The organism is Gemmatimonadaceae bacterium (assembly GCA_019752115.1).
In the GTDB taxonomy this organism is placed as follows: Bacteria; Gemmatimonadota; Gemmatimonadetes; order Gemmatimonadales; family Gemmatimonadaceae; genus Gemmatimonas.
The window spans coordinates 1-13,133 of record JAIEMN010000045.1; the positions used below are offsets into that span (position 1 = coordinate 1).

Sequence of the window (13,133 nt, forward strand, 5' to 3'; positions counted from 1 at the left end):
GCTTGGACATGGGGGTACTGGTCTGCCAGGGCATCGAGCTCCTCCGCGTGGAGCTCAAAACATGGCCCAGTGTCACCCATCATCCCGGTCTCGGTGTCACCCATCATCCCGGTCTGAACAGACATGAGCGGTGAGCTCACCGCTCACTTCTCGATGCTCACGGCTCGGTTCTCGGCTCTCAAAGAAACCCCAACCGAACCCTCAATCCGTGTTGTCCATGTCCACCTGCCCACTCAACCGCCGCTGCACGTGGCTCCAGTTCATGCCGACCGCGAGCAGCATGGCCGTGCAGAAGAGCACGACGTGCGTGATGCCGCGGCTGGAGCTGGCGCTGACGACGCCGAAGTCCATGAGGACCCAGGTGACGCAGGCGGAGAGCGCCATGATGAGCAGCGCGCCGGCAATGCCGATGGAGCGGCGGGTGGCGTTGATGAACACACCCCAGGCGCCGAGGAGGAGGATGCCGACGAGCACCTTCACGGAGGCGGGGCCGGCGGTGGGGGTGCCGGTGCGCAGAGGCGCGATCGCCCAGTGGAAGTATGAGAGGCCTTCCGGATTGTACGTGCCGAACACGAGCACGAGCGCGGCGACGGCGCGGGCGGCGATGCCGCCGGAGCTTGGGGATTCGGGCATTAGCGGGACGAAGAGAAGCGGCGCGACAGCGCCACGAGACACCAGAGACCGGCGGCGAGGACCAGCAAGAACTTGAGCGTCGCGACGAGGCCGGCAAGGGCGGCGCCGACCGGTGTGACGTTCGTTTCCAGCATGCGCCAGAGGACGAAGTTCTCGGTCGCGTCGAGTGGGGTGCAGAGGAGGACGGCCCCGGCCACCCACTGGCCGATACGGTCAAAGCGCGTGGCCACGCCGCGGCGCAGCAGCAGCTGGCAGGAGCTCCGGAAGAACCACGGATAGGCCAGCAGGAAGGCGACATCGAGCCCGAGGCTGACGCGCGCGGTTTCGAGCGCATCCATGCCCCGCCACGCCTCGAGGATCTGTCGAGCCCTGGCAGCGGTGAACGCCAATTCGTAGCCCACGATGCCGAAGGGCGTCTCGGGGGAGATCAGCGACTGATCGAGCCCTCGCAGCTGCAGCAGCAGGATGACCGACAGCGTGGCAAAGAAGAGCCAGCGGAGAATGACGCCCATGCCACAGGGTAGCGCCCGGCATTCGCTTCCGGAACCGGATTGGGGTATCTCTCCCGCATGCTCGCCGCGCTTGCTGCCCTCGATCTGCCCGGTACCGACGCGCTCATTGGCGTGGCGGTGGGGCTCGGACTCGCGGCGGCGGCGGGGTTCCGGGTGTTCGTCCCGCTACTGGCGGCGGCAATTGCCGCCAAGACCGACGTGCTGCCGCTCTCCCCCGAGTTTGCGTGGCTCACCAGCACGCCGGCGCTCGCGGCGCTCGCCACGGCGACCATTCTCGAGGTGGGCGCGTACGCCATTCCGTGGCTCGATCAGCTGCTGGACGTTGTCGCCACGCCGGCGGCGATGCTGGCCGGCATGCTCGCCGCCGCCAGCGTCGTGGTCGATCTGCCGCCGCTCCTCAAGTGGAGCGCGGTGCTGCTGGCCGGTGGCGCGGCCGGCGTGACGCAGGGTGCCACGGTGTTCACACGCTTCAAGAGCACCACGCTCACCGGCGGGCTGGGCAATCCCGTCGTGGCGCTGCTGGAGCTGATCGGCGCAGTCGTGACGAGTGCGCTCGCGATTTTCCTGCCGGTCGTCACGCTCGTCGCGGTGCTGTTGCTGCTCGTGTTCTTCGCGCGGCGTGTGCACTCGTTGATGTTCGGGCGCACCGCCGCACGGCGCGCGGCGGCGGAGACGCCGACGGCGCCGCGAATCCCGCGCGGTCCTTGAAGGCGTTGGGCGAGAGCGTGTTGGATTCTGGGGATGCCGAAGGGATCGTCGGGATTACTGAAACAGCACTGGGGGATTGAGGGGATCTTATGGATTTCGCGGATACCACAACACCATGTGGTATCCGCGTAATCCACTTGATCCATTGAATCCCTGCTGCTGTTTCAGTGATCCCCTCATCCCACCAAATCCCTCCAAATCCCACCGAGTCCCGCCAAATCCCGCCAGATCCCCGGCATCACGGGGTGCGGAATCCCTCGGCGGCGAGCCGCGCAAGCACGCGCTGCCGCAGGGTCTCCTCCGACAGCGCGGCCGGCGCCGCTGCCTCGTGCACGGCGCGCAGGAAGGCGCGCGAGAACGAGACATGCTCCGAGCACTCGGCGCACGCGGCGAGATGCTGCTCGACTTCGGCGAAGCGTGGGGCGTCGAGCTCGGCGTCGAGATAATCCCAGAGACGGCGAACCGCGGTATCGCAGTCGATGACGGCGACCGGATCAAAGTGGGGCGAGCTCATGGGCGGGACTCCTGAGCGGGTGACGAAGGCTGGCGAACGACGCCGGCGTCGCGCGCATAGTCGAACAACTGTTCCTGCAGGAGTCGCCGCGCCCGAAAGAGTCGCGAGCGCACCGTCCCGACGGGGACGCCCAGCACCTCGGCGGCCTCGTCATACGCGTAGCCGTCCACATCCACCAACTGCGCGGCGGCACGGAAGGGCGGCGCGAGTCCGTCAATGGCGGCGCGTATCGCCGGCCCCACGTCGAGCGTGTTCACAAAGCGATCCAAGCCGCTGCGCTGGGCCGCCACGTGCCCCATCACGGCACCCAGCGTCTCCAGTTCGGCGTCGTCACCATCGGTGGTGAGCACCAACCGCTGCTCCCGCTGCGCGATGCGCAGCCACGCGTGATGACAGATGGTGAAGAGCCACCGTCGCACATCGGCGCCCGGCTGAAACGACGCATACCCCCGATAGGCGAGGAGAAAGGTCTCCTGCACGAGATCATCCGCCGCGGTGGCGTCCTTCGTGAGCGAGCGCGCGAAGCGGGCCACGTCGCCAAGACAGGCCAACGCCTCCCGCTCAAAGGCGGCATCACGCTCCGAAGCGGTCATGCTCAGCGCTTGACGGTGTCTTTCTTGGCGGGCGCCTTGCCCATGGCATCCTTCTTCATCTCGTGCTTCATCTCGTGTTTCATGGCGTCGGTCTTTGCCATGCCATCATGCTTCATGGCGTCGCCCTTGGCCATGCCATCGTGCTTCATGGCATCTTTCTTGGTCATTGCGCCCTTCTTGGCGCTGTCGCCCTTCGCCTTCATGGCATCCTGCGCGTGCAGCGTGGTGGCCGACGCGACGACGAGCGCCACGGTGGGGAGCAGCTGGGACATTCGCATGGGTCGAGTTCCGGTTGGGGTTGAGCCGGTCGATCAACCGGCGCAACACAGGTAGACCGACGCCTTCCGGGAAGTTCCCGGCGCCCGCGGGAGGGGCGAACGGGAACTGCCATGCGGGGTCGCGTCTACGTGAGCGCACGACCACGCCCTCGCCTCGTCATCACCCAATCGCCCGCGCGACCCACTGGATCTCCGCGGTTGCCGTGCTCGTCATGGCGGCATCCGGGCTCCGGATCTTCAATGCGTCGCCCGCCTTCGCTCCCAAAGGCAGCGCGCCGTGGGCGCTCTGGCCCTTTGAGGGGATGCGTGCGCCTGATGCCATCACCATTGGCGGATGGCTGGGCGGCGCCCGCCACTGGCACTTTGCCATGATGTGGGTGCTCGGTCTCAATGGCCTCGTATACCTCGCGCATCTGTATCAGCGTGGCCGTTGGCGGACCATTGTCCCCCGGGTGTCGCGATGGCGGGATGCGCTCGAGATGGCGCGCTTCTATCTCTTCCTGCGCCGCGATCATCCGGTCCAGGGGAAGCACAATGCGCTGCAGCAGTACGCGTATACGACCATGCTGGTGTGTGCGGCGGTGCTGATCATCTCCGGGCTCGCCATCTGGAAGCCGGTGAGCCTCGGCTGGCTCACCTCGCTGCTGGGGGGCTACGCCTGGGCGCGCTGGTGGCATTTCAGCGCGATGCTGCTCCTCGGGCTGCTCGTGGTCGTGCACGTGTTCATGGTCTTTACGGTGGACCCCTACGCGCTGCGGGCCATGACGTCGGGCGGGTACGACGCCGAGCGGTGGTCGCCGGAAGCGCGCAATGCGCGGCCGCTGCTGCATCTGTTGCCGCGCCGCGCGCACGTGTCGGCACCCATCACAGAGGCGCCGGCGCCAACGGAGGTCGCATGAACCGGCATGGGCTCGCGACGTTGCGCCGGATCATCACGACCCGCGTGGAAACGACCGCCGAGTCGCTGCAGGCACGCGGGGCACTCGATCGCCGCGCGTTCGTACGGCTCATGAGCCTCGGGGTGGCGGCGCCGCTGGTGGCCGCCTGCAGCGCCCCCGGCAGCGATCAGGTGGATCGCGTGCTCAAGACCGTCGGCCAGGGGAACGAGCGCCTGGAGCGTTGGCTGCTGCGTCAGGCCAATCGAACCGATCGCGTCCCGCGCGGCGTGATGGTGGCCGGTGACGCGTTCCCGTCCTACTTCATATCAGACCAGGTGCCGACCTGGAATGCGATGATGCGCGGTGCGTGGACGCTCGAGGTCACCGGTGCGGTGAAGACCCCGCTGCGCCTCACGTACGACCAGGTGCGCGGCATGGCCACGCAAACGCAGCGCGTGCATCACTACTGCGTGGAAGGGTGGAGCGCGGCGGTGGAGTTCCAGGGAGTTCCGTTTCGCACGCTCGCCGCGCTCGCACAGCCCACGGCCGATGCCGGGTATGTGGACTTCGCCTCATTCGACAGCGACTACCACGAGAGCTGGGATGTGGAGAGTGCGATGCATCCCCAGACGCTCGTGGTGGTCGCGAAAGACGGAAAGGCGCTCTCACCGGCCTACGGGGCGCCGGCGCGCATTCACTCCCCCATCAAGCTCGGCTACAAGAACACCAAGTACCTGACGCGCATCACCTTCATGCCCGCTCCCAATGGCGGGTATTGGAGCGACGAGGGGTATGAGTGGTTCGGCGGGACCTGAGTGGGCCGCACCATGGGCCTTGCTACTTGGCCGAGCGCGCCGGCGTGATCACGATGTTGCGGTACTCGATGCGCCCGTGATCGCCCTGCAGGTAGATGGGGCCCGGCTCGCCTTCCTTGCTGTCGATGGCGCCGCCGGTGATGCCGGGGATCGTCTGATCGACGATGATCGCCTTGCCGTTGAGCACGACCGTGACGCGGCGCCCGATCAGCGTGATGTCGAACGTCTGCCACTGATTGGGCCCGGTGTAGACGTTCTCGTTGGGCACCAGGAAGCCGTAGACGCCACCCATGTGCGTGGACTTGGGTTCCACGCCGACGGAGTCTTCGACCTGCACCTCGTGACGGCCGCGGAGGTAGATGCCGCTGTTCCCGCCGGGCGGCAGACGCACCTCGGCGTGCAGCTTGAAGTCTTCGAAGACCTGCTTCGTGCGCAGGTTGGCGCCGCCGCGGGCATTGGTGAGGATGCCATTCACCACGCTCCAGCGGCTGTTGTCGCCCATCGGCTCCCAGGCATTCATGGTCGTGCCGTCGAAGAGCGCGATGGGCTTGTCCCACACCGGCGCGGCGGTGCGGCGCAGCATTGGAGCGCGCACGCCGACGAGCGCGTGCTTCTCGCCGCTCACCGTGGTGAGCGTGCCGCGCAGCGTGTCGTTGGCGAGCGTCGCTTCGACCTGCAGTTCGCCGTTCCCGCCCTCCCACTGTGGCGGAATGGCAAAGCGCACCACGTTGTTGGCGAACGTCACCTTCGCCACCGGGCGCGCGCTGCCGCCGTCATGCACGAAGCGGCCCACGAGCGTGCGACTGCCGGAGAGATAGACCTCGAGCCACGAGGGGTACTCGCGATCGGGACCCTGCACCGTGAGGTCCCAGCGGCCGGCGACCGCGGTATTGACCGGTTGCGCAGCAACGCGCGTGGCGAGGATCGACGAAACGACCGTCAGCGCAACAGCCGCCGTGGCACGAACACGAACAGACATGCGAAGCTCAGCGTGAGCGGGTGGGTGACGCGTCGGCCGCGGGAGGGGTCGCGTCTGGGGAGGTGGTCAACTGCTGCGCCGCCGCGTGAATGGCGGCGCGAATGCGCGGATACGATCCGCAGCGACACAGGTTGCCCTGCATCGCACTGTCAATATCGCTGTCGGACGGCGATCGGTTACTGACCAGGAGCGCCACGGCGGCCATGACCTGCCCGGACTGGCAGTAGCCGCACTGCGCGACGTCCTGCGCGACCCAAGCGTCCTGCACCGCGCGGGCTACCGTCACGGCGCTGCCTTCGCCGGTGACGCCTTCGATGGTCGTGACCGCTCGCGCACCGACCGCACCAACGGGGGTGATGCAGGCGCGCGTCGGGATGCCGTCGAGATGCACCGTACACGCTCCGCAGAGCGCCATGCCGCACCCGAACTTGGTGCCGGTGAGCTGAAGCGTTTCCCGCAGAACCCAGAGGAGCGGGGTCTCGGGTGCCACGTTCAGCGCGCGCGAGGCGCCGTTCACCTGCAGCGTGATGCTTTCGCTCATGGCGCCCGCCCCACGAGCTGCCCGCTTGGCACGCGCAGCGGCAGCGAGCGCAGGCGCGTGCCGGTGAGCACGAAGAGCGCGTTGGCGACGGCCGGCGCGATGGGCGGCAACCCCGGCTCGCCCACCCCGGTGGGGGGCGCACTGCTCGGCATGATGATCGTGTCGATGATGGGCGTGTCGGCGATGCGCAGCGGCTGCAGCGTATCGAAGTTGCCTTCGCGCACGCGCCCCTGGTCAATGGTGATGGCGCCGCCGAGGGCGGCCGAGAGGCCGAAGATGATCCCGCTCTCCATCTGTTGCCGGATCCCGTTGGGATTCACCGCGAGCCCACAGTCCACGGCACAGGTGACGCGATGCACGCGAATGCGTTCGTTCTCGCCGAGTGAGACTTCGGCGATCTGTGCGACCGTGGTCCCGAAGGCCATGTGGAGCGCGAGCCCGCGCGCGCGCGGGCGACCGTCTTCGCCTGCGGCCAGTGGCGTGCCCCAGCCCGCGCGCTCGGCCACCGCCTTGAGCACCGCCGTGGCGCGCGGATGCCTGGTGAGCAGCGACAACCGGAAGGCCAGCGGATCCTGCATGGTCGCGGCGGCAAGTTCGTCGATGAACGACTCGAAAAAGAACGCCTGATGCGAATGCCCGACGGCGCGCCACGATCCGACGGGCACGGGAAACGCACAGTCGGCGTGCGAGGCGCGCAGGGCGGGGAACTCGTACGGCTGATCCCACGTGCCTTCGCTGGTGGTACGATCGGGGCCGTTCTCGGTCCAGATGAGCCGCACGCGTCGGCTCAGCTCGCGGAACGGCGCCTGCCCCGCCGAATGCGCCACGACGCCGGTGATGGCGCCCGCGGCATTGATGCCGGCACGCAGTCGTGCGACGGTGGCCGGGCGATAGGGCGCGTGCCGCGTATCGTCTTCGCGGGCATAGAGGAGCTGCACCGGCGTGCCAGGCACTGCCTTCGCAATGGCGGTGCATTGCGCGATCACGTCCACTTCCAGGCGCCGACCGAAGGCGCCGCCCAGCAGCTGCTGATGCAGCGTGACCTGCTCTTCGCTCACGCCGGCGATGCGCGCGAGCGCCTTCACGGCAAAGGTGGGCACCTGGGTGCCGACCCAGCACTCGACGGCATCGGCGGTGACGCGCACCGTGGCGTTCATCGGCTCCATCGGCGCGTGCGCCAGATACGGCGCGTCGTAGACGACATCTACCACGCGATCGGCAGCGGCCAGCGCGCCCATCGCATCGCCACTGCTGCGCATGGGGAGGCCGTCGTCGGTGAGCGCCTGCGATCGCAGCGTTTCCATCAGGCCGGGTGTGGACAGCGCACCGGCGGGGCTCAGGCTCCATTGCACGTTGAGCGCGGCGACGCCCTGACGCGCCTGCCACCACCCATCGGCCACCACGGCGACGGCGGGCGGATCGCCGCAGTCGCTGCCCGGCAATGCGACCACGGCGCGCACGCCGGGTTTGGCCATGGCTGCTGCCTGGTCGTAGCGCAGCGGCGTACTGCCGAATGCCGGAGGCATGGCGACGGCCGCGTACTTGAGGCCGGGGACGCGCACGTCGATGCCGAACGTCGCCGCTCCGGTGACCTTGTCGCGCCCTTCCAGCCGCGGCCGGTCCTTCCCGATGAGGGTGAAGGCGCCGGGCGCCTTGAGGGTGACGTCGGCCGGCTTCACCGCGGCGGCCTCGGTGACGAGTTCGCCAAAGCGCAGGGTGCCCTTGGCGCTCGTGATGACGCCGTTGGCCACCGTGCACGCCGCGGGCGCCACGTTCCATCGCTGCGCCGCCACCTGCACCAGTGCGGTGCGCGCCGTGGCGCCGGCGACGCGCGCGATCTCCCAGCAATCGCGCACACTGCTCGACCCACCGGTCATCATGACGCCGGCCTCGCGGATGGTCTTCGCGGTCAGCCAGCGCAGCGCACGGACTCCGGCGTTGTCATCGAGGTCCGGGTGGAAGGGCAAGCCATCCACGATGGCCGCGACGTTGTTGTAGATCGCATCCACCGGGCTGTAGCGGACGCTCACCTTGGCCCAGTCGCACCCCAGCTCTTCGGCGATGAGCATGGCGAGCGCGGTGTGGACCCCCTGTCCCATCTCCGCTTTGGGCGCGATGATGGTGACGGTGTCGTCGGGGGCAATGGCGAGCCAGCCATTGAGGGCGATCGCGCCGGCGGGGAGCGCCGGCGTGGCCGATCCGCGCAGCCGCTGCCGCGGCGGCACCAGGGACCATCCCAGAAAGAGGGCACTGCCGGCCCCGAGCCCTGCCAGCAGGAAGGTCCGCCGTCTCATATTGTGAAGATATTCAGCTCCTCACCGCTCCGCCTTCCCCGTCCAGCCGATGTTTCGCTTCCGTCTGATCGCTGCCGCCGCGCTGTGCGCCGCGGTGGGCTGCGCCAAGAGTGACCCCCAGGATGCCGCCGTGCAGGCAGCCGCCAAGCAGGTGGCGCAGACGCGGCTCCTAGGCCCGGATGACCTGCAGATGGTGAGCGCCGACGGGACGATCGCCATCGAGGTGATCGGCGACACGGTCCACATGATGACCCCCAACAGCAAGGTCAGTGTGCCGGCCACCTATCTGGAGAACGTCAAGTTCGCCGACGGGCGCCTGAGCTTTGCCGTGAAGGGGGTGGGCGCCCAGATGTTCGACGTGGGGAATGGCGCGACCGGGGCGGTGTTCCGCCCGGACGAAGTGCTGGCGTTCGTGTCGGTCGTGCTGGACCGCCAAAACTCGCTGGAGAAAAAGCCGTAGGGACTGCTGGGCGCATCGCGGCGCCCGCCACCCGATCCCTCGAGATTCTCAGGAGCGCATGATGGCACGGACGACGGGAATACTGCTGCTCGCCATGGGCACGCTGGTGAGTGCGTGCGGCGAGAAGACACCGGACGACACCTCGAGCAAGTCCTCGGTGGCGGTGCAGTTCAGCCCCGATACCAAGGAAGTTGCCGCGGTTGGCGACGGCGACGTGAAGATCACGAGCACCGACGGCGCGCTGGTGCTCGCCGTGGTCGGAGATTCGGTCGTGATTCAGCTCTCCGACAGCCTGCGGCAGAGCGTCGCCGACAGCATCAAGAAGGAAACGGGCGACAAGGGCGGCGTGGGCGCGATCATCGGCAACGCGGTGAGCGCGGCGGTGAATACCGCGATGGGGTTCAAGGTGCGCGTGCCGGCGAAGGACGTCGAGAACCTGCGCTATGAGAATGGGGAGCTGCATTTTGATGTTCATGAGGGGGTAGTGAACATCAACAGTGGAGAGACGAACGGCGGGAAGACGAACCGCGGGAAGACGCACAGCGGCAAGACGAACGGCGGACGCTTCTCGGAAGAAGACGCCCGCCGGTTCATCGAGGCGGTGAAGGCGGCGCAGGGGAAGCAGCCCGCCATGTAGCGCTCCGCGCTGGCGCGCGCGGCGCGCTAGCTCGAACAGGACAGCATCGAACAGCCGGCCTTGGTCTTCGCCCACTCGGGGCGACGTTGCGCAAACGCGGCGTGGGCCGGCTGTTCGTCGTAGGGGGTGCGCAGCACGTCGAGCAGCGTGCGCACGAGGCTCGGATCGCCGGCTTCGGCGGCATCGATGGCCTGCTGCGCCACGTAATTGCGCAGCACGAACCACGGGTTCACGGCGTGCATGCGCGCGCGCCGTTCGGCGAAGGGCACGCCCGTCTCCCGCACCATGGCGTGCCAGCGCTCGAGCCAGGCCTGCACGTTCGCGGCTTCGGCATCGCGCCGGGCGTCGTCGTAGAACACATCGCCGAGCAGCGTGACCGCCGGCGTGGCCGGGAGCTCGTCGGGGATCTCGCCGAGCGCACGGAAGAACAACGTGTAGTCGACTTCGGCGTCGTAGAGCAGCTTGAACGCCTCGCGCATGAGCGTCTTGGCGTCGTCCGTGATCGGCAGCCCGAACTTGGCGGCGTTCATGGCATCGTACTCGCGCACGAATGTGGCCGCGAAGCGATCGATGCCGGCCTGCAGGTGCTCACCCGGCGGCATGACCGGCGCGATGGCTTCGGCGAGGCGCACGAGGTTCCACTGCGCGATCGTGGGCTGCTGCCCGAAGCGATAGCGACGCCCATGCGCGTCGGTGGTGTTCGGCGTCCACGTCGGATCGAAGTTGTCAACCCAACCATACGGGCCGTAGTCGATCGTCAGTCCGAGGATGGACATGTTGTCGGTGTTCATCACGCCGTGCACGAAGCCCACGCGCATCCAGTGCACGACCATGATCGCGGTGCGTTCGGCGACCTCGGCAAACCACGCGATGCGCTTCTCGTCGGTGGTACCGGTGAGATGCGGATAGTCACGCGCGATCGTGAAATCGACGAGTTGCGCCAGCAATTCGAGTTCGCCGCGCGCGGCGAAGATCTCGAAGTTGCCGAACCGGATGAAGCTGGGGCTCACGCGGCACACGATCGCGCCCGGTTCTTCGCGCGCGTTGCCGTTGTAGAACATATCGCGCACCACCGCTTCGCCGGTCGCCACGAGCGACAGGGCGCGCGTGGTGGGCACCCCCAGATAGTGCATCGCTTCGCTGCACAGAAACTCGCGAATGCTCGAGCGCAGCACCGCGCGCCCATCGGCGGTGCGTGAATAGGGCGTGGGGCCGGCTCCCTTGAGCTGGAGCTCCCACCGCTGGCCGTGCGCGTTCACGACTTCGCCCAGGCTGATCGCGCGCCCGTCGCCGAGCTGGCCGGCCCAGTTCCCGAACTGGTGCCCGCCATAATTGGCCGCATAGGGGCGCATGCCGGGCAGCAGCGCGTTGCCGCCGAAGACATTCGCGAACTCGGGTGCGTCTTGGGCGCCGGGCTCGAAGCCCACGAGGGCCATGACGTCGGGCGACACCGCGAGCACACGTGGCGCGGCCACTGGCGTGGGTTCCACGGGGCTCCACGCCGCGCCGAGCACCTGGCGGCGCGTGTTCGCGGGATTGGGGTCGCCGGGGAGGCGGGTGGTGAACTGGTTGTCGAAGGTCAGGGGCACGCGAGGATTATACCCTGATGTGGTGGATCGGATCTCGGACTTCGGGGCTCGATCGGGCCTCGGACCTCGGTCTCGGGCGCGGACAACAGAAGTCGGACCTCGGAATTCATTCCGGCGATGGCAGAATCCTGAGGGTCCGACATCCGATCTCCGCTGCCGAGACCGAATTCCGATGCCTGACTGGTGGCCGAGGTCGGAAGTCCGATCAACTACCGTGGGAACTCGGTACCCCGCAAATCACTACAACCAGTATGTCCGACCACACCAAGACCTACGCCAAGCCGTCCAAGGACGAGCTCGCGAGCAAGCTCTCGCCCGAGCAGTTCGCCGTCACCCAGCAGTGCGGCACTGAACCGCCGTTCCGGAACGCCTACTGGGACAATCACGAAGCCGGCCTGTACGTCGATATCGTGAGTGGCGAGCCGCTCTTTGCCAGCACCGACAAGTTCGATTCCGGCACCGGGTGGCCGAGCTTCACGAAGCCGGTCGCGCCGAACGTGACGGAGCACGCCGACACCAGCTACGGCATGCGCCGCGTCGAAGTGCGCTCCAAGCATGGCGACTCGCACCTCGGCCACGTCTTCCCCGATGGCCCGCGCGAGGCCGGTGGCCTGCGCTACTGCATCAACTCGGCGTCGCTCCGGTTCATTCCGGTCGCTGACCTCGAGAAGGAAGGGTACGCAGAGTACGCGCATCTCTTCTCCAACGGCGGCGCGCATGGCTGACGCGCGTCCGCAGGAAGTCGCCATTCTGGCCGGCGGCTGCTTCTGGGGGATGGAAGAGCTGCTGCGCGAAATCCCCGGCGTGCTCGACACCGATGTCGGGTACACCGGCGGGTGGCTCGAGCATCCCACGTATCACGACACGCACGACAGCAAGAGCGGGCATGCCGAAGCCGTGCGCATCGTGTTCGACCCCACGGTGCTGACCTACGAGTCGCTGCTCGAGAACTGGTTCTTCCGCATGCATGACCCCACCACGCTCAACCGGCAGGGGAACGACATCGGGACGCAGTACCGGAGCGCGATCTTCTACACGACGCCGGAGCAGCAGGAGACGGCGGAGCGGGTGAAGGCGCGCGTGCAGGCGAGTGGGCTGTGGAAGAAGCCGATCACCACCGAGATCTCACCCGAGGCGACGTGGTGGACGGCGGAGGGGTACCACCAGGACTATCTCCGCAAGAATCCTGGCGGGTATACCTGTCATTGGATGCGGTGAGATCGCGTCTGTGATCGGTGTCCGGACCGGATATGGAATTGGGAGTCGGGACGGTTGTCGGAGGTGTGGGTCGGAGTGCTGGGGGCCGCACCGTGCCGGTCACGCTGTTGGCTGAACCACGGAGCGCAGCAGGCCCTCGCTGCGGGCACTCCGACCCCGACGTCCGAGCCCGATCTCGACTCCCACCTCCATCGTTGTCCCTAGTCCGACTTCCGAATCCTCAATGCCCCGCTGGGGCACCGCGCCACCGCCGCTTCGATCTCTGCGTCGGTGGCGTGTTCCGTTTCCACCCATGGCTGGCGGCGCGGATTGAACACGCGTGGATTGGCCCGCACACAATTGCCGCTGTGCTGGCAGAGGGGCTGGCGCCACTCGACGACGAGGGCGCCGGCGGGATACTCGCGGGTGGGGGTGTCGTCCATCGGGAGTCCGGTCAGGGTCTCTCAAAGTACACAGGGCACCGACGCCGGATAACGGCGCGCTC

General features: G+C 67.7%; 17 protein-coding genes. 7 read left to right on the plus strand and 10 right to left on the minus strand.

What is annotated here, in order from left to right; all coding sequences use genetic code 11:
- Window positions 1–201 precede the first annotated feature (201 nt).
- Window positions 202–633, minus strand: a complete 432-nt coding sequence (locus tag K2R93_17950) for a hypothetical protein (protein ID MBY0491727.1) — start codon at window positions 631–633, stop codon at window positions 202–204.
- Window positions 633–1,145, minus strand: coding sequence for a hypothetical protein (locus K2R93_17955; protein ID MBY0491728.1), 513 nt, complete (start codon window positions 1,143–1,145; stop codon window positions 633–635). The genes K2R93_17950 and K2R93_17955 overlap by 1 nt, the downstream gene beginning before the upstream one ends.
- A 117-nt stretch (window positions 1,146–1,262) precedes the next feature.
- Between K2R93_17955 and K2R93_17960 the strand changes: the two genes are divergently transcribed.
- Window positions 1,263–1,853, plus strand: a complete 591-nt coding sequence (locus K2R93_17960; protein ID MBY0491729.1) for a DUF4126 domain-containing protein — start codon at window positions 1,263–1,265, stop codon at window positions 1,851–1,853.
- Window positions 1,854–2,091: 238 nt separating this feature from the next.
- Here the strand turns inward: K2R93_17960 and K2R93_17965 are convergent, their stop codons facing one another.
- The 3 genes from K2R93_17965 to K2R93_17975 are packed head-to-tail and all read right to left on the minus strand — an operon-like array spanning window position 2,092 to window position 3,238.
- Entirely contained in the window at window positions 2,092–2,367 is a 276-nt protein-coding gene (locus K2R93_17965) for a zf-HC2 domain-containing protein (protein ID MBY0491730.1), read from the minus strand.
- A complete protein-coding gene (locus K2R93_17970; GenBank protein MBY0491731.1) occupies window positions 2,364–2,960 on the minus strand; it encodes a sigma-70 family RNA polymerase sigma factor in 597 nt (198 codons plus the stop codon). The genes K2R93_17965 and K2R93_17970 overlap by 4 nt, the downstream gene beginning before the upstream one ends.
- A gap of 2 nt (window positions 2,961–2,962) precedes the next feature.
- On the minus strand, window positions 2,963–3,238 hold the full coding sequence (locus K2R93_17975; protein MBY0491732.1) for a hypothetical protein: 276 nt from the start codon (window positions 3,236–3,238) through the stop codon (window positions 2,963–2,965).
- 20 nt (window positions 3,239–3,258) lie between these two features.
- On the opposite strand from K2R93_17975, the gene K2R93_17980 reads away from it, so the two are divergent.
- Together K2R93_17980 and K2R93_17985 are read left to right on the plus strand one after the other, a co-directional pair.
- On the plus strand, window positions 3,259–4,137 hold the full coding sequence (locus K2R93_17980) for a cytochrome b/b6 domain-containing protein (protein MBY0491733.1): 879 nt from the start codon (window positions 3,259–3,261) through the stop codon (window positions 4,135–4,137).
- On the plus strand, window positions 4,134–4,931 hold the full coding sequence (locus K2R93_17985; GenBank protein MBY0491734.1) for a molybdopterin-dependent oxidoreductase: 798 nt from the start codon (window positions 4,134–4,136) through the stop codon (window positions 4,929–4,931). Before K2R93_17980 ends, K2R93_17985 begins: the two co-directional genes overlap by 4 nt.
- A gap of 22 nt (window positions 4,932–4,953) precedes the next feature.
- Here the strand turns inward: K2R93_17985 and K2R93_17990 are convergent, their stop codons facing one another.
- Genes K2R93_17990 through K2R93_18000 form a run of 3 tightly spaced genes read right to left on the minus strand, consistent with a single transcriptional unit; the run spans window position 4,954 to window position 8,745 of the window.
- Window positions 4,954–5,910 (minus strand): DUF1080 domain-containing protein, encoded by a 957-nt coding sequence (locus K2R93_17990; protein MBY0491735.1) that lies wholly within the window; start codon window positions 5,908–5,910, stop codon window positions 4,954–4,956.
- A gap of 7 nt (window positions 5,911–5,917) precedes the next feature.
- A complete protein-coding gene (locus K2R93_17995) occupies window positions 5,918–6,451 on the minus strand; it encodes a (2Fe-2S)-binding protein (protein ID MBY0491736.1) in 534 nt (177 codons plus the stop codon).
- On the minus strand, window positions 6,448–8,745 hold the full coding sequence (locus tag K2R93_18000; GenBank protein ID MBY0491737.1) for a molybdopterin-dependent oxidoreductase: 2,298 nt from the start codon (window positions 8,743–8,745) through the stop codon (window positions 6,448–6,450). Before K2R93_18000 ends, K2R93_17995 begins: the two co-directional genes overlap by 4 nt.
- Before the next feature lie 49 nt (window positions 8,746–8,794).
- On the opposite strand from K2R93_18000, the gene K2R93_18005 reads away from it, so the two are divergent.
- Window positions 8,795–9,205, plus strand: a complete 411-nt coding sequence (locus K2R93_18005; protein ID MBY0491738.1) for a hypothetical protein — start codon at window positions 8,795–8,797, stop codon at window positions 9,203–9,205.
- 58 nt (window positions 9,206–9,263) lie between these two features.
- A complete protein-coding gene (locus K2R93_18010; GenBank protein MBY0491739.1) occupies window positions 9,264–9,842 on the plus strand; it encodes a hypothetical protein in 579 nt (192 codons plus the stop codon).
- Between the two features lie 26 nt (window positions 9,843–9,868).
- On the opposite strand, the gene K2R93_18015 is transcribed toward K2R93_18010, so the two are convergent.
- A complete protein-coding gene (locus tag K2R93_18015) occupies window positions 9,869–11,431 on the minus strand; it encodes a YdiU family protein (GenBank protein MBY0491740.1) in 1,563 nt (520 codons plus the stop codon).
- Window positions 11,432–11,682: 251 nt separating this feature from the next.
- On the opposite strand from K2R93_18015, the gene msrB reads away from it, so the two are divergent.
- A complete protein-coding gene (gene msrB, locus K2R93_18020; protein ID MBY0491741.1) occupies window positions 11,683–12,156 on the plus strand; it encodes a peptide-methionine (R)-S-oxide reductase MsrB in 474 nt (157 codons plus the stop codon).
- Window positions 12,149–12,649: a peptide-methionine (S)-S-oxide reductase MsrA gene (msrA, locus tag K2R93_18025; GenBank protein MBY0491742.1), complete on the plus strand. Its 501-nt coding sequence runs from the start codon at window positions 12,149–12,151 to the stop codon at window positions 12,647–12,649. Before msrB ends, msrA begins: the two co-directional genes overlap by 8 nt.
- A 200-nt stretch (window positions 12,650–12,849) precedes the next feature.
- On the opposite strand, the gene K2R93_18030 is transcribed toward msrA, so the two are convergent.
- On the minus strand, window positions 12,850–13,071 hold the full coding sequence (locus K2R93_18030; GenBank protein ID MBY0491743.1) for a (4Fe-4S)-binding protein: 222 nt from the start codon (window positions 13,069–13,071) through the stop codon (window positions 12,850–12,852).
- Between the last annotated feature and the right edge of the window lie 62 nt (window positions 13,072–13,133).